The organism is Streptomyces diastaticus subsp. diastaticus (genome assembly GCF_011170125.1).
GTDB classification, from domain to species: Bacteria; Actinomycetota; Actinomycetes; order Streptomycetales; family Streptomycetaceae; genus Streptomyces; species Streptomyces diastaticus.
In genome coordinates this window covers 203,394-217,974 of the sequence record NZ_BLLN01000003.1, presented here as the reverse complement: position 1 = coordinate 217,974, position 14,581 = coordinate 203,394, and the positions used below count along the sequence as shown (strand labels likewise).

Sequence of the window (14,581 nt, the reverse complement as noted above, 5' to 3'; positions counted from 1 at the left end):
ACGCCGGGCGTCTCGGCAGCGACGGTGGCGCCCCGGCGGCGAGCGGAGCTCGAACAATTGGGAAGGACCGTGAAGTGACGACCGCAGGACCCCCCGTGAAGGGCCGGTCCACCCGGCAGCGTGCGGCGGTGGCCGCAGCCCTCGCCCAGGTGGACGAGTTCCGCAGCGCCCAGGACCTGCATGACATCCTCAAGCACCAAGGCGACTCGGTCGGGCTGACCACGGTCTACCGGACGCTCCAGTCGCTGGCGGAAGCCGGGGAGGTGGACGTTCTGCGCACCCACGACGGCGAGGCGGTCTACCGCCGCTGCTCGACCGGCGACCACCATCACCACCTGGTCTGCCGGGTGTGCGGAAAGGCGGTCGAGGTCGAGGGGCCCGCCGTGGAGAAGTGGGCGGACTCGGTCGCGGCCTCGCACGACTTCGTGGACGTCGACCACACGGTGGAGATCTTCGGCACCTGCGCCGAGTGCGCGAGCGCCGCCAAGTCCGAGAAGTAGGAGAGGGGGCGGCCTCCGGCCACCGGCCGGAGAACGCCGCCGAGGCCCCCGGGGCGCGTACGGATCCCGTACGCGCCCCGGGGGCCTCCCCGTCCCTCCCGTGTGTCCTCAGCCCTGCTGGGGCGGCAGGGCGGGCTCGGCGGTGGCGGTCTCGACGGCGCCGCCGAAGCGGCGGTCGCGCTGGGCGTACTCCAGGCAGGCACGCCACAGGTCACGGCGGTCGAAGTCGGGCCACAACACGTCCTGGAAGACCATCTCGGCGTAGGCGCTCTGCCAGATCAGGTAGTTCGAGGTGCGCTGCTCGCCGCTGGGCCGCACGAAGAGGTCCACGTCGGGCATGTCGGGGTAGTACAGGTACTTCCGGAGCGTCTTCTCGCCGACCTTGGACGGGTCGAGGCGGCCGGCCGCGACCTCCTCGGCGATGCGCTGGGCGGCGTCGGCGATCTCGGCGCGCCCGCCGTAGTTGACGCAGAAGTACAGCGTCATGGCGTCGTTGTCCTTGGTCTGCTCCTGCGCGATCTGGAGCTCCTGGACGACCGACTTCCACAGCTTGGGCATCCGGCCGACCCAGCGGATGCGGATACCGAGGGCGTCCATCTCGTCGCGGCGGCGGGCGATGACGTCGCGGTTGAAGTTCATCAGGAAGCGCACCTCGTCCGGGGAGCGCTTCCAGTTCTCGGTGGAGAAGGCGTACAGGGAGAGGTTCTTGACGCCCATCTCCAGGCAGCCCTTGAGGACGTCCATCACGACGCCCTCGCCGACCTTGTGGCCCTCGGTGCGGGGCAGGCCGCGCTCCTTGGCCCAGCGGCCGTTGCCGTCCATGACGACGGCCACGTGGCCGGGGACCAGCTCGCCGGGGATCTTCGGCGGGCGGGCGCCCGAGGGGTGCGGCTCGGGGGGCTGGTGGTCGCGCCGGTTGCGGCCGAGGATTCCGCGTCGTGCCATGAGGTGTTCGTCTCCCAGTTTCTCTGAATCTCAAGGGCTCCCGGTGGCGGGTGTGCCGCCTGCCCCGCCCGGGCCGTGCCCGCTACTTGTCCACGTACCGCAGTGAGCGCAGTCCGCGTTCCAGGTGCCAGTGCAGGTAGGCGGAGACGAGGGAGCTGCCCTCCCGCACGTGCCGCCCCTCGCAGGCGTCCGCCGACACCCAGTCGCCGCTGAGCAGCGCGCTGAGCAGGCCGACGGCCTCCGCAGAGGGTACGACGCTGCCGGGGACGCGGCACTCCCCGCAGACACTGCCACCGGCGGCGACCGAGAAGAAGCGGTTCGGGCCGGGCATTCCGCAGCGCGCGCAGTCACCGAGGCTCGGCGCGTAGCCGTTGACGGCGAGCGAGCGGAGCAGGAAGGCGTCGAGGACCAGCCGGGGGGCGTGCTCGCCACGGGCGAGGGTGCGCAGCCCGCCGACGAGCAGCAGGTACTGCTGGACGGCCGGCTGTCCCTCGTGGTCGGTGAACCGCTCGGCGGTCTCCAGCATGGCGGTGCCCGCGGTGTAACGGTCGTAGTCGGTGACGATGCCGGAGCCGTACGCGGCGATGGTCTCGGTCTGGGTGCAGAGCGGCAGGCCGCGGCCGATCAGCTCGCTGCCCCGGGCGAAGTACTGCACGTCGACGTGGGAGAACGGCTCCAGGCGGGCGCCGAACTTCGACTTGGTGCGCCGCACCCCCCGGGCGACGGCGCGGACCCGGCCGTAGCGGCGGGTGAGGAAGGTGATGATCCGGTCCGCCTCGCCCAGCTTCTGGGTGCGCAGCACGATGCCGTCGTCGCGGAACAGACTCATGGCGCCATTGTCCCGTACGACAGGGGCGGCGCGGGCGCGCGGGGTGCCGGTGCGGCTGTGCGGCCGGCGGAGGGGGTGGCGCCGGCCGGTTCCGCCGGAGGCTGTCCACGACCCGCACGGCGCCCTGGGCGCCGCGCACCGCTCAGGACGGCGTGCGGGCGGCGGTGAGGAGGTCGGTGACCTCTTCGCGGGGAAGGGTGAGGGCGGCGCCGACGGCGGTGAGGACGTCGCGTTCGGCCGGGGTGTAGGGGCCGTCGGCCAGGGCGATGCCGGCCGCGCGCAGCAGCAGCGAGGCGCGGCCGAGGCCGGCGAGGTGCGGGGCGAGCGGGTCGAGCGCCTCGTGCAGTTCCACGGCGAGCAGCGCCTCGGCGTCGCCGCCGCCGGACCGCTGTCCGGTGTCGGCGGCGAGGGCCTCGGCGACGGCGGTGAGCCGCTCGGCGGTGCAGTCCTCGTACCCGGCGTCGCGGACGGCCTCCACGGCGGCGGCGAGCGCGGTGCGCGAGCCGGTGCCGCCGGCTGCGAGGACGGCGAGCGCGACGGTGTGCACGGCGTCGCGGAGCAGGGCCGAGAAGCGGGTGGTGGTGGGGCGGGCGAGCACGTCGGTCGGGAAGTGGCCCTCGCAGGAGGCGCACTCGACGACGGGTCCGGCCTCGCCGCGCGGCAGCACGGGCAGGCCGAGCAGGGTGAGCCTGCGGCGGCCGGTGCGCCGCTGGTAGTTGCGGTCGCCCCCGCAGTCGGGGCAGTGGAACTCGCCGTCCCCGACGGTGGTCCAGTGGGTGCGGACCCCGCAGACGCGCGGGCGCCGGTCCTCGGTGGCCCGTCCTGATCGGCTCCTGGGCAGCACGTCGCACCTCCGTCGCATCTGGCGCGTCGTCGCGCCGTGCCCCGCGCGGCCGTCGCCTCGTCCCGGGGGCGGCGGCCGGCCCGTGCGGGGCTGCCGTGTGGACGTGATGTTAGCCACATCCCCCGGGTGGCGTCAGCCCCGCGCGTGTGACCTGGCCGTAACCCGACGCCCCGCCGCGTACGGGACGGGCGGGGCGTGGGCACGGGCCGGGGGTCAGCGGGCGGCGCGGTTGACCGCGGAGACCACGGCCTTCATGGAGGCACGGGTGGTGTTGGCGTCGATACCGATGCCCCAGAGCACCTTGTCGTCGATGGCGCACTCGATGTAGGAGGCGGCGACGGCGTTGGCGCCCTCACTCATGGTGTGCTCCTGGTAGTCGAGCAGCCGTACGTCGATGCCGATGGTGTGCAGGGCGTCGAAGAAGGCCGAGATCGGACCGTTGCCGGAGCCGCTGAGCACGGTCTCCTCGCCGTCCACGACGGCCTCGGCGGTCAGCCGGTCGACGCCCTCGACGTCGGTGGTGGTCTGTCCGGCACGGATCTGGATGCGGCCCCAGGGGTTGTCGGGGTTGGGCAGGTACTCGTCCTGGAAGGCGGCCCAGATCGCGGCCGGGGTGACCTCGCCGCCGTCGGCGTCGGTCTTGGCCTGGATCAGCCGCGAGAACTCGATCTGCATACGGCGCGGCAGGTCGAGGTGGTGGTCGTTCTTCAGGACGTAGGCGACGCCGCCCTTGCCGGACTGCGAGTTGACCCGGATGACGGCCTCGTAGGAGCGGCCGACGTCCTTGGGGTCGATGGGCAGGTAGGGGACGGCCCACTCGATGTCGTCGACGGTCCTGCCCTGGGCCGCCGCGTCGGCCTCCATGGCGTCGAAGCCCTTCTTGATGGCGTCCTGGTGGGAGCCGGAGAAGGCGGTGTAGACGAGGTCTCCCACGTAGGGGTGGCGCGGGTGGACCTCCATCTGGTTGCAGTACTCGGCGGTCCTGCGGACCTCGTCGATCTGCGAGAAGTCGATCATCGGGTCGACGCCCTGGGAGAAGAGGTTCATGCCCAGGGTGACCAGGTCGACGTTGCCGGTGCGCTCGCCCTGGCCGAAGAGGCAGCCCTCGACGCGGTCGGCGCCGGCCATCACGGCCAGTTCGGCGGCGGCGACGGCGGTGCCCCGGTCGTTGTGCGGGTGGGTGGAGAGGCAGACGAACTCGCGGCGGGACAGGTTCCGCGACATCCACTCGAAGCGGTCGGCGTGGGTGGAGGGGGTGGAGCGCTCCACGGTGGCGGGCAGGTTGAGGATGATCTCGCGGCCCTCCTCGGGCTGCCAGACGTCCATCACCGCCTCGCAGACCTCCAGCGCGAAGTCCAGCTCGGTGTCGGTGAAGATCTCCGGGCTGTACTGGTAGCCGAAGGCGGTCCGGGCGTCCAGCAGCTTCTCGGCGTACTCCATGACCAGCCGGGTGCCGTCGACGGCGATCTGCTTGACGTCCTCGCGCGAGCCGCGGAAGACGACCCGGCGGAAGGTGGGCGCGGTGGCGTTGTACAGGTGGACGGTGGCGCGGTGGGCGCCCTTCAGGGATTCCACGGTGCGCTCGATCAGGTCCTCGCGGGCCTGGGTCAGGACGGAGATGGTCACGTCCTCGGGGATGGCGCCCTCTTCGATGATGGAGCGGACGAAGGCGTGGTCCGTCTCACCGGAGGAGGGGAAGCCGACCTCGATCTCCTTGTAGCCCATCCGCACCAGCAGGTCGAACATCTCACGCTTGCGGGCGGGCGACATGGGATCGATCAGCGCCTGGTTGCCGTCGCGCAGGTCGGTGGAGAGCCAGCGGGGGGCCTTGGTGACGCGGTTCTCGGGCCAGGTCCGGTCGGCCAGGTCCACGGCGTCGTAGCCGCGGTACCGGCCGGTCGGCATTCCGGAGGGGCGCTGGGTGACGCTGTCCCGGGTCAGGGGGGTCCGACGGCTCACCGGCTGGTCGGCGGCGGCGGTACGGGGGGTGTCGACGGGGTTCGACATGATGCGCGGGGCTCCTCAGTGGTCCACTGGAGACGGCCGACGGGCGGCGGATTCACCGCAACACCGAACTCCGCGGGGAGGGGGTCGACCTCGACTACAGGCCCTCACCGCGGCGGCTAAGGAGAAGCAGCCCGAAACGCATGATGCTCCGCAGCCTAACCGAGCCACCCCTGTTGCGCTGACGTGTATCAGTATGCGGGACCGGAGTGCGGTAACGCCCCAGAGGTGACGAGTCCCTCTATTTCGCTAATCTCCTCCACGGAGTGTTTCAGTCCGGTCACAGAGAGCAAGCCAGTCTCATGACCGACAATCAGCGCCCCACGCGCACACCGACCGCCCGCACCGCCGCCGACTCCCCCCTGATCCGCCCCGCCCCGCACCCCGTGTTCTGCACGATCGTGCCGCCGCACGTGCTGGACCACCTCAGCGGTCTGGACGACCCGGTCCTCGCCGTCCCCGCCCGCCGCACCCTGGAGCGGGACGCCCGTGAGCGCACCCGCCGCCTCTCCGCCGTCGCCGCGACCCGTGCGGCGGTCCCGGCCGCCACCCGCGGCGCCGAGGGGGCGGAGGCGACCCCGCAGCGCACCATCTACGACGCGGAGAACCGCGAAGAGCTGCCCGGCACCAAGGTCCGTGCCGAGGGTTCGGACCCCGGCGGCGACGCCACGGTCAACCGCGCCTACGCCGGGCTCGGCGCCACCTTCGAACTCTTCCTCAAGAGCTTCGGCCGCGACTCCATCGACGGCCGCGGCCTGCCGCTCAACGCCACGGTCCACTACGGCAAGGAGTACGCCAACGCCTTCTGGGACGGCGAGCAGATGGTCTTCGGCGACGGTGACGGCGAGGTCTTCCTCGACTTCACCCTCCCCGTCGACGTCATCGGCCACGAGCTGACCCACGGCGTCACGCAGTACACCGCCAACCTCGCCTACCGCGACCAGCCCGGCGCGCTCAACGAATCGGTCTCCGACGTCTTCGGCTCCCTCCTCAAGCAGTACACGCTGGGGCAGAACGCCGAGGACGCCGACTGGCTGATCGGCGCCGACGTACTGGGGCCCCGCGTGGAGGGCAAGGCCCTGCGCTCCATGAAGGAACCCGGCACGGCCTACGACGACGACGTCCTCGGCAAGGACCCCCAGCCGGGCTCCATGGCCGACTACGTCGAGACCGACCAGGACAACGGCGGCGTCCACATCAACTCCGGCATCCCCAACCGCGCCTTCTACCTGGTCGCCACCGCCCTGCGCGGCCCGGCCTGGGAGCGCGCGGGCCAGATCTGGTACGACGTGCTGACCGGCGGCGAGCTGAGTGCCCAGGCCGACTTCGCCGCTTTCGCGGCCCTCACCGCCAAGGCGGCCGAAGAGCGGTTCGGCCGCGGCGAGGAGCGCGAGGCGGTCCTCAAGGCCTGGTCCGAGGTCGGGGTGGGGGCGGGCTCCTGAGCGCCGGGCCGCCGGCGCACCGGTGCCGGGCGGGCCTCGGGGGTAGGGACTTGGGTATGCGCATCGACGTACGACGCACCGGCGGCTTCTCCGGCATCGAGCGGCGGGCCGGGGTGGACACCACCTCGCTCCCCGACGCCGAGGCATGGGAGGAGCTGGCAGCCCGCGCCCTGGAAACCGCCACCCCCGCCCCGGCCACCGGCGTACCCGACGGCTTCGCCTACCAGCTGACCGTCGACGGCCGCTCGGCCCACTTCACCGACCCGCACCTGACCCCCGCGCAGCGGGAGCTGGTCTCCCGGGTGCTGAAGGAGGGAGCGTAGGCACCCCTCCCCCGGGCTGGCAGGTCCGCCGTCCGGCCTGCCCGCCCGGCCTCAGAAGCCCAGGCGGCGGAGCTGCTTGGGGTCGCGCTGCCAGTCCTTGGCGACCTTGACGTGCAGGTCGAGGAAGACGGGGGTGCCGAGCAGTGCCTCGATGTGCTTGCGGGACTTCACGCCGACCTCCTTCAGCCGCTTGCCCTTGGGGCCGATGATGATCCCCTTCTGGCTGGGGCGCTCGATGAAGACGTTGGCGTGGATGTCGAGCAGCGGCCTGTCGGCGGGGCGGTCCTCGCGCGGCAGCATCTCCTCGACCACCACGGCGATGGAGTGCGGCAGCTCGTCGCGGACACCCTCCAGGGCGGCCTCGCGGATCAGTTCGGCGACCATGACCTGCTCGGGTTCGTCGGTGAGGTCGCCTTCGGGGTAGAGCGCGGGGCCCTCCGGCATCAGTGGGGCCAGGAGGTCGGTCAGCAGCTGGACCTGGTCGCCCTTGACGGCGGAGACCGGGATGATCTCCGCCCACTCGAAGCCCAGCTCGGCGGCGAGCTGGTCGACGGCGATGAGCTGCTCGGCCAGCTGCTTTCCGTCCACCAGGTCGGTCTTGGTGACCACGGCGACCTTCGGGGTCTTCTTGATCCCGGCGATCTCCTTGGCGATGAAGCGGTCGCCGGGGCCGAGCTTCTGGTCGGCGGGCAGGCAGAAGCCGATGACGTCGACCTCGGCCCAGGTGGTGCGGACCACGTCGTTGAGCCGCTCGCCGAGGAGGGTGCGCGGCTTGTGGAGGCCGGGGGTGTCGACCAGGATCAGCTGCGCATCAGGCCGGTGGACGATGCCGCGCACGGTGTGGCGGGTCGTCTGCGGCCGGTTGGAGGTGATCGCGACCTTCTGCCCGACGAGTGCGTTCGTCAGGGTGGACTTGCCCGCGTTCGGACGGCCGACGAAGCACGCGAAGCCCGCGCGGTGCGCGGGGGTGACGGAGGAGGAGGGGGCGCTCATGCGCCCATTGTCCCCGATGCGTGGGGGTCCCCGGACCGCGGGCTCCCGGGGGGCCGTTCAGTTCGGCTCGCGGTGCTTGCCGGCACTGGGGGTGGCTCCAAGCGCCGGCCGGGCCGGGAAATTGGCTCGGGCCCGGCGGGCCCGCCGCCCTCCCCGGAGCACCGAGCGCCGGCCGGGCTCGAAGACGGCTCAGGCCCGGTGGGCCGCCACCGGCACAAGACGGCCTCGAACGCCGCATGGGCTGGGGCGTGGCGGGACCGGGGAGTGGCCAGGCCCGGGTGAGAGGTGTTCCGGCCAGGGGGGCGGACTGGGGGCGGTGGCCCTACGTAGGGGGCGTCTTCGAAGTCCTGCGCGGTCCGCGGTGTCCGCGGTGTCCGCGGTCTCCGGTGCGTGCTCTCGGCACGCCTGGCGGAAGCTCTCGTACTGGACGTACTCGGGCTTTCGCCCAGTGGGACGAGAGCGGGTGCCGGGCGCCGTGGGCACCGTGCGGGACTCTGAAGACGTCCCCTGGGCGGAGAGGGCTGCGGCGAGGGGCCGATTCGGGCGGCGAGTCGCGGGGCCGAGCCGCGAGCGGAGTCGGGGGCTGAGGTTCTGCGGGCCGGGGAGGGGTGGAGCGGTGGCGGAGGCGGTGGTACGGGTCGCGCGGTCGCCCGGTGGTGCGGTGGTGCGGGTCAGGCTGTGGTGTGGGTCTGCTGGACTGTGCCGTCGGGGGTGGCGCGCAGGATCGGGGTCTCGGGGCCGCCGAGGTCGGTCACGGCGGTGTGGTCCTCAGCGGGGAGGGTGTCGGCGGTGGTGACGACGGCGGCGGCCTCCAGGGAGCGGGCGCCGGAGGCGACGGCCATGGCGACCGCGGTGCGCAGGGCGCTGAGCTGGAGGGAGTCGAGGGAGACGGTGCCGGCGACATAGGTGCGGCCGGTCTCGTCACGGACGGCGGCTCCCTCCGGCACCCCGTTACGGGCCCGGGCCGAGCGGGCCAGGGTCACGATCTTGCGGTCCTCGGGGGGCAGCTCGGTGCTCTCGGTCATGGCCCCGAGCATAAGAGGTGCCCGTGTCCCGGAGGAGAGGGGTGTCAGGGCCGGTCGAGGCGGAGGCGGACCGCCCGGGGCAACCCCGCCACCACCAGGTCGTAGGAGTCCTCGATCATTTCGCGGAGCTGGCGGGCCGGGAGGGGCGGCACGGTGACCGTGTTCCAGTGGCGCTTGTTCAGGTGCCGGCCGGGGACGATCTCCGGGTGGGCCGCGCGCAGGCGTACCGCCTCGTCCGGGTCGCACTTGAGGGAGATCTTCAGCGGATCGGCGCCGAGGTCACTGAGGGCGAAGACCTTGCCCTCGACCTTGAAGACGGAGGTCTCCGGATGGAAGGGGAACTCCTCCACGGCCGCGCCGAAGGAGAGACAGAAGGCCCGCAGCCCCTCCGCGTCGAGCCGCCCGTCAGCCGCGCTCACCAGGTGTCCTCCCGTTCCTCCTCGGCGGCGACGGCCTCCGCCGCCTCGTGCTGGTCGAGCGGTTCCACGAGGACCGTCGCGACCTTGTTCCGGCGGCCGGCCGAGTCCTCGGCGGTGAGCCGCAGGCCGCGCCCGTCGGGCAGCGGCACCACGGCACCCGCCCCGGCGATCGGCACCCGGCCGAGCGCCTTGGCGAGCAGGCCGCCGACCGTCTCCACGTCCTCGTCGTCGAAGGACTCCAGGCCGTAGAGCTGTCCGAGGTCGCCGATGTCGAGCCGGGCGGTGACCCGGCAGCGGCCCTCCCCCAGCTCCTCGACGGGCGGCAGCTCCCGGTCGTACTCGTCGGTGATCTCGCCGACGATCTCCTCCAGGATGTCCTCGATGGTGACGATCCCGGCGGTGCCGCCGTACTCGTCGATCACCACGGCGACGTGGTTGCGCTGCTGCTGCATCTCGCGCAGCAGGTCACCGGCGTTCTTGGTGTCGGGGACGAAGACGGCGGGCCGCATCGCGCCGGAGACCAGCTCCGACTCGGCGTCGCGGCTGATGTGGGTCTTGCGGGCGAGGTCCTTGAGGTAGACGACGCCCACGACGTCGTCCTCGCTCTCCCCGGTCACCGGTATCCGTGAGAAGCCGGAGCGCAGGGCGAGGGTGAGGGCCTGGCGGATCGTCTTGTACCGCTCGATGGAGACCAGGTCGGTCCGGGGCACCATCACCTCGCGGACGAGGGTGTCGCCGAGTTCGAAGACGGAGTGCACCATGCGGCGCTCCTCGTCCTCGATGAGCTGCTCCTTCTCGGCGAGGTCGACCAGCGCCCGCAGCTCCGCCTCACTGGCGAAGGGGCCCTGCCGGAAGCCCTTGCCGGGGGTGAGGGCGTTGCCGAGCAGGATCAGCAGCTTGGGGACCGGCCCCATGACACGGGCGAGCGGCAGCAGGACGTACGCGGCGGCCGTGGCCGTGTTGAGCGGGTGCTGGCGGCCGATCGTGCGGGGGGAGACACCGACCGCCACGTAGCTGACCAGGACCATGACCGCGATGGCGACGAGCAGCGCCTGCCAGGTGGCGCTGATCCGCTCGACGCAGACGTAGGTCACGAGGGCGGCGGCGGCCATCTCGCAGGCGACCCGGACGAGCAGGGCGACGTTGAGGTAGCGCGTGGGGTCCTCGGCGACCTGGGCGAGTCCGGCGCTGCCGCGCCGCCCGGCCCGGACGGCGCCCTCCGCACGGAAGCTGGAGACGCGGGCGAGCCCGGCCTCGGCGCAGGCGGCCAGCCAGGCGACGACGACCAGCAGGACGGCGCCGGTGAGCAGGCCGCCGATCATGAGACGGTCGGGGCCGGAGAGGGGCCGGTCAGCCCGTTCTCCTCACGCCAGCCGTCCACGATGGCCTGCTGGAGACCGAACATCTCGGCCTTCTCACCGGGCTCCTCGTGGTCGTAGCCGAGCAGGTGCAGCACGCCGTGGACGGTGAGGAGCTGCAGTTCCTCGTCCATGGAGTGCTGGGTCGGCGCGTCCTGCCCCTGCTGCCGGGCGACGTCCGGGCAGAGCACGATGTCGCCGAGCAGGCCCTGCGGGGGCTCCTCCTCGTCCTTGGCCGGCGGACGCAGTTCGTCCATCGGGAAGGACATCACGTCGGTGGGCCCCGGCAGGTCCATCCACTGGACGTGCAGCTGCTCCATCGCCTCGGGGTCGACGACGATCACCGAGAGTTCCGAGAGCGGGTGGATGCGCATCCTCGCCAGCGCGTACCGGGCGATGTCGAGGATCGCGCGCTCGTCGACCTCGGTTCCTGACTCGTTGTTGACGTCGATCGACATGGTGGTGCTGTACTCCCGCTGAGCGTGCCCGAAGGCGCGGACGGAGGAGGCCGCCTCAGCGGCCGTCCCGGCTGTCGTACTTCTCGTACGCCTCGACGATACGGCCGACCAGCTTGTGCCGGACCACGTCCTCCGAGGTGAGGCGGGAGAAGTGGACGTCGTCCACGCCCTCCAAAATGTCCTGCACCTGGCGCAGACCGCTCCTGGTGCCGGTCGGCAGGTCGACCTGGGTGACGTCACCGGTGATGACGATCTTCGACTCGAAGCCCAGCCGGGTGAGGAACATCTTCATCTGTTCCGGGTTGGTGTTCTGCGCCTCGTCGAGAATGATGAACGCGTCGTTCAGCGTCCGGCCGCGCATGTACGCCAGGGGGGCGACCTCGATGGTCCCGGCCGCCATGAGACGGGGGATGGAGTCGGGGTCGAGCATGTCGTGCAGCGCGTCGTAGAGCGGGCGCAGGTACGGGTCGATCTTCTCGTAGAGCGTGCCGGGCAGGAAGCCCAGCCGCTCCCCCGCCTCGACGGCCGGCCGGGTCAGGATGATGCGGTTGACCTGCTTGGACTGGAGCGCCTGCACCGCCTTGGCCATCGCCAGGTAGGTCTTGCCGGTACCGGCGGGGCCGATGCCGAAGATCACGGTGTGCTTGTCGATGGCGTCGACGTACCGCTTCTGGTTGAGCGTCTTCGGGCGGATGGTGCGGCCGCGCGAGGAGAGGATGTTCTGGGTCAGCACCTCGGCCGGGGTCTCCTCGGAGCCCGTGCCCTCCTCGCTCGCCCTCAGCATGGCGATCGAGCGTTCCACTGCGTCCTCCGTCATCGGCTGACCGGTGCGGAGCACCAGCATCATCTCGTCGAACAGCCGCTGGACCAGGGCGACCTCCACCGGGTCGCCGGTCGCGCTGATCTCGTTGCCCCGGACATGGATGTCTGCCGCCGGGAAGGCCTTCTCGATCACGCGCAGCAGCGCGTCTCCGGAGCCCAGCACGGTCACCATCGGGTGCCTCGCCGGAACGGTGAACTGGGCTCGCGCCTGCCCTCGCGCGGGGCTCGGTCCTGTAGGTGTCTGCGTCATGGGCCGGCTTTTCAGCCTGCTCGTCCTCCTCGCTCAGGGAAGCCGCCCTCCGACGGCCCGCCTCACCCCCAAGCCTACGTCCCCGCCCACCGCCACCCGAAGAGCTTTTCGACACGGCGGGGGCCCGGAGGTCCCGGTGGGGTGGCGCGGGCCGCCGGGCCACGGAGGCTGACGCCGTTCCCCTGACCGGCGGCGCGGATCTGCGAGGGCCCGGCCAAGGTGGCGTCCCGTGATGGGTGAGCCGGGCACGTTCGCGTGAATTTCTGGAGCGATTTTCCAGAAGCCACTTCCCCTCCTGCGGCCCGCTGACCAGACTTCGCGTGGAATCGAGATGCTGTGCCACGGGGGAGAAGAAGTGGGCGTGTTCGACCTGACCGGCAGCGGGGCCAAGCCGCTGCTACCGGACGACCCGGCGTGGATCGGCGGGATTCCCCTCGCCGGACGGCTGGGCACCGGCGGGATGGGGCGCGTCTTCCTCGGCGTCCACGAGGGGCGGTACGTCGCGGTCAAACAGGTGCTGCCGTCGGTCGCGGGCGAGGACCAGGACTTCGTCCGCCGCTTCGGGCACGAGCTGGACAACCTCTCCCGGCTGCCCGGGGAGGCCACCGCCCCGCTGATCGCCAGCGACCGCGACGCCCGTCCCCCGTGGCTCGCCACCGCCTACGTGCCCGGGCTCACCCTCAGCGACGCCGTCCGGAGGCACCAGGGCCCGCTGCCCGCCGAGGCGGTGTGGCTGCTGCTGCGCGAGGCCGCCAAGGGGCTCGTCCCGGTGCACGGCCTCGGCATGGTCCACCGGGACCTGAAGCCGTCCAACGTGATGCTGACGGTCGAGGGCGCGACGGTCATCGACTTCGGCGTGGCCCGGGCCACCGAGCAGAGCCAGCTGACCCGCAGCGGCATGGTGGTCGGCACCCCTGCCTACATGGCCCCGGAACAGGCCGTCACGCGGCGCGACCTGACCGGCGCCGTCGACGTGTTCGCGCTGGGGTCGGTCCTCGCGTACGCGGCCGGCGGCAAGCCGCCCTTCGGCGAGGAGTCCGGCCCCGCCGTCCTGTACCGCATCGTGCACGAGGAACCCGGGCTGGAGGCGGTTCAGGAGCTGGACACCGCCCTCGCCGACCTCGTCACCGCCTGCCTCGCCAAGGACCCCGAGGCCCGCCCCACCGCGGCCGAGCTGGTCCGGCGCGCCACGGGGCGCGGACCGTCCACCGCGCCCCTGTGGCCGGACTCCTTCAGCGCCGACCTGGCGGAGAAGGCGGCCTTCGCGGCGAACGTCCAGGAGCTGGACCCCCCACCGCCCGTCTCCGTGGAGACACTCGACCTGGGCGAGAAGGCCCGCCCGAAGCCCCCCGGCGAGCGGCGGCGCCGCAACCGCGTGTTCCTCGCCGTCGTCCCCGTCGTCGTGGCGGGCGGAGCGACCCTCGCCGTCCAGTTGCTCCCCCACACCTTCGGCGCCGACGACCCCGCCGGCGCCGCCCCTTCCTCCAGTGCCTCGTCCCCCGCCACACCGGGCGCCGGCCCGTCCGCCTCGGCGTCACCCGCGAAGTCGGCGAAGGGCCAAGAGGAGGAGAAGGACGGGGAGAAGGACGAGGGCGGGGAGAAGGGAGAGAAGGACGAGGGCGCCGACCAGGGCACGGGCAAGGGGGACGACTCGGGGAACGGAGCCGACGCCCCCGCCCCGGGCACCGGGGACAAGGGCGACGGCTCCGGCGGCTCCAGCTCCTCCGGCGGCGGTGACGGCGGGGGTGGTCCCGGCCCGACCGAAGACTCCGACGAGGGTGCCGAGCCGCCCTCCGGCGCCCACCGCTACCGCAACGGCGAGAACAGCAAATGCCTCGCCGCCCCGTTCAACAGCCCTCCCACCACCGCCGGCTGCAACGGCTCCGGCACGGTCTGGGCCTTCCGCCCTCTCTCCGACGGCTCCTTCGAGATCGTCCACGAGTCGGGTCGTTCCTGCCTCTCCTCCGGCGCCGGAGGCATCCTGCTCCTCTCCTGCAACCAGGATGAGAGCCGCCGCTGGCGCACTGGCTCAGGGGGCACCCTCGTCAGCGTGGGCACCGGCGGCTGCCTCGGCACGGTGAACGGCTCCCGCGTCACCACCACCCACTGCGCCGGCACCCCCTCCCAACGCTGGACGGCCCTGTGAGAGCGGCCGGAACGGGGACGTCCGAGACCGGCCGCCAAGACACCCACGCCCCATCGGCGCACCCCAGCCCGGCGACATCCCCGCCCGGCACGTTCCAGCCCGGCGAAAACCCTGCCCGGCCGGCGCTTTGGGCCACCTCGACCCGGCGCGGAAAGCCGCACAGCACCCCCACCGACAGCCCGGCCGGCGCTTGATGCCGCTTCCGTGACCGGGACGGTCAAGG

Annotated in this window: 14 protein-coding genes; 4 read left to right on the top strand and 10 right to left on the bottom strand. The window is 72.3% G+C overall.

Translation table 11 applies throughout. The features are described from left to right. Positions 1–74: 74 nt before the first annotated feature. The gene (locus Sdia_RS09400) at positions 75–500 is read left to right on the top strand and encodes a Fur family transcriptional regulator (RefSeq protein ID WP_100452799.1); all 426 of its coding nucleotides are present in this window, start codon (positions 75–77) and stop codon (positions 498–500) included. A gap of 108 nt (positions 501–608) precedes the next feature. Here the strand turns inward: Sdia_RS09400 and Sdia_RS09395 are convergent, their stop codons facing one another. The 4 genes from Sdia_RS09395 to leuA all read right to left on the bottom strand — a co-directional run bounded on the left by Sdia_RS09395 (position 609) and on the right by leuA (position 5,125). Continuing rightward, positions 609–1,445, bottom strand: a complete 837-nt coding sequence (locus Sdia_RS09395; protein WP_100452798.1) for an isoprenyl transferase — start codon at positions 1,443–1,445, stop codon at positions 609–611. 82 nt (positions 1,446–1,527) lie between these two features. Continuing rightward, entirely contained in the window at positions 1,528–2,274 is a 747-nt protein-coding gene (gene recO, locus Sdia_RS09390; protein ID WP_003947960.1) for a DNA repair protein RecO, read from the bottom strand. A 142-nt stretch (positions 2,275–2,416) separates the two neighbouring features. Then, positions 2,417–3,118 (bottom strand): TerB family tellurite resistance protein, encoded by a 702-nt coding sequence (locus Sdia_RS09385; RefSeq protein WP_100452797.1) that lies wholly within the window; start codon positions 3,116–3,118, stop codon positions 2,417–2,419. A 213-nt stretch (positions 3,119–3,331) separates the two neighbouring features. After that, a complete protein-coding gene (gene leuA, locus Sdia_RS09380; RefSeq protein WP_100452796.1) occupies positions 3,332–5,125 on the bottom strand; it encodes a 2-isopropylmalate synthase in 1,794 nt (597 codons plus the stop codon). A 299-nt stretch (positions 5,126–5,424) separates the two neighbouring features. Here leuA and Sdia_RS09375 point away from each other — a divergent pair, with 299 nt between their 5' ends. Then, on the top strand, positions 5,425–6,564 hold the full coding sequence (locus Sdia_RS09375) for a M4 family metallopeptidase (RefSeq protein WP_100452795.1): 1,140 nt from the start codon (positions 5,425–5,427) through the stop codon (positions 6,562–6,564). A 56-nt stretch (positions 6,565–6,620) separates the two neighbouring features. Then, positions 6,621–6,887: a protealysin inhibitor emfourin gene (locus Sdia_RS09370; protein ID WP_100452794.1), complete on the top strand. Its 267-nt coding sequence runs from the start codon at positions 6,621–6,623 to the stop codon at positions 6,885–6,887. 51 nt (positions 6,888–6,938) lie between these two features. Here Sdia_RS09370 and era read toward each other — a convergent pair whose 3' ends face one another. The 6 genes from era to Sdia_RS09340 all read right to left on the bottom strand — a co-directional run bounded on the left by era (position 6,939) and on the right by Sdia_RS09340 (position 12,212). Next, the gene (era, locus tag Sdia_RS09365) at positions 6,939–7,880 is read right to left on the bottom strand and encodes a GTPase Era (protein ID WP_100452793.1); all 942 of its coding nucleotides are present in this window, start codon (positions 7,878–7,880) and stop codon (positions 6,939–6,941) included. 671 nt (positions 7,881–8,551) lie between these two features. Beyond that, complete coding sequence (locus Sdia_RS09360) at positions 8,552–8,905, bottom strand: cytidine deaminase-like protein (protein WP_100453338.1); 354 nt, start codon at positions 8,903–8,905, stop codon at positions 8,552–8,554. A gap of 44 nt (positions 8,906–8,949) precedes the next feature. Next, positions 8,950–9,324: an MmcQ/YjbR family DNA-binding protein gene (locus tag Sdia_RS09355; RefSeq protein WP_100452792.1), complete on the bottom strand. Its 375-nt coding sequence runs from the start codon at positions 9,322–9,324 to the stop codon at positions 8,950–8,952. Then, positions 9,321–10,646 (bottom strand): hemolysin family protein, encoded by a 1,326-nt coding sequence (locus Sdia_RS09350; RefSeq protein WP_100452791.1) that lies wholly within the window; start codon positions 10,644–10,646, stop codon positions 9,321–9,323. Before Sdia_RS09350 ends, Sdia_RS09355 begins: the two co-directional genes overlap by 4 nt. Beyond that, complete coding sequence (ybeY, locus tag Sdia_RS09345) at positions 10,643–11,140, bottom strand: rRNA maturation RNase YbeY (protein WP_100452790.1); 498 nt, start codon at positions 11,138–11,140, stop codon at positions 10,643–10,645. The genes Sdia_RS09350 and ybeY overlap by 4 nt, the downstream gene beginning before the upstream one ends. A gap of 55 nt (positions 11,141–11,195) precedes the next feature. Beyond that, a complete protein-coding gene (locus Sdia_RS09340) occupies positions 11,196–12,212 on the bottom strand; it encodes a PhoH family protein (protein WP_100452789.1) in 1,017 nt (338 codons plus the stop codon). Between the two features lie 361 nt (positions 12,213–12,573). Between Sdia_RS09340 and Sdia_RS09335 the strand changes: the two genes are divergently transcribed. After that, on the top strand, positions 12,574–14,358 hold the full coding sequence (locus tag Sdia_RS09335; protein WP_189500405.1) for a serine/threonine-protein kinase: 1,785 nt from the start codon (positions 12,574–12,576) through the stop codon (positions 14,356–14,358). Positions 14,359–14,581: the final 223 nt, after the last annotated feature.

What these genes read in the sequence shown, in the direction of transcription:
- leuA (WP_100452796.1), bottom strand. Translation starts at nt 5,125, where the DNA reads ATGTCGAACCCCGTCGACACCCCCCGTACCGCCGCCGCCGACCAGCCG.
- Sdia_RS09375 (WP_100452795.1), top strand. Translation starts at nt 5,425, where the DNA reads ATGACCGACAATCAGCGCCCCACGCGCACACCGACCGCCCGCACCGCC.
- Sdia_RS09360 (WP_100453338.1), bottom strand. Translation starts at nt 8,905, where the DNA reads ATGACCGAGAGCACCGAGCTGCCCCCCGAGGACCGCAAGATCGTGACC.
- Sdia_RS09350 (WP_100452791.1), bottom strand. Translation starts at nt 10,646, where the DNA reads ATGATCGGCGGCCTGCTCACCGGCGCCGTCCTGCTGGTCGTCGTCGCC.
- Sdia_RS09395 (WP_100452798.1), bottom strand. Translation starts at nt 1,445, where the DNA reads ATGGCACGACGCGGAATCCTCGGCCGCAACCGGCGCGACCACCAGCCC.
- recO (WP_003947960.1), bottom strand. Translation starts at nt 2,274, where the DNA reads ATGAGTCTGTTCCGCGACGACGGCATCGTGCTGCGCACCCAGAAGCTG.
- ybeY (WP_100452790.1), bottom strand. Translation starts at nt 11,140, where the DNA reads ATGTCGATCGACGTCAACAACGAGTCAGGAACCGAGGTCGACGAGCGC.
- Sdia_RS09340 (WP_100452789.1), bottom strand. Translation starts at nt 12,212, where the DNA reads ATGACGCAGACACCTACAGGACCGAGCCCCGCGCGAGGGCAGGCGCGA.
- era (WP_100452793.1), bottom strand. Translation starts at nt 7,880, where the DNA reads ATGAGCGCCCCCTCCTCCTCCGTCACCCCCGCGCACCGCGCGGGCTTC.
- Sdia_RS09370 (WP_100452794.1), top strand. Translation starts at nt 6,621, where the DNA reads ATGCGCATCGACGTACGACGCACCGGCGGCTTCTCCGGCATCGAGCGG.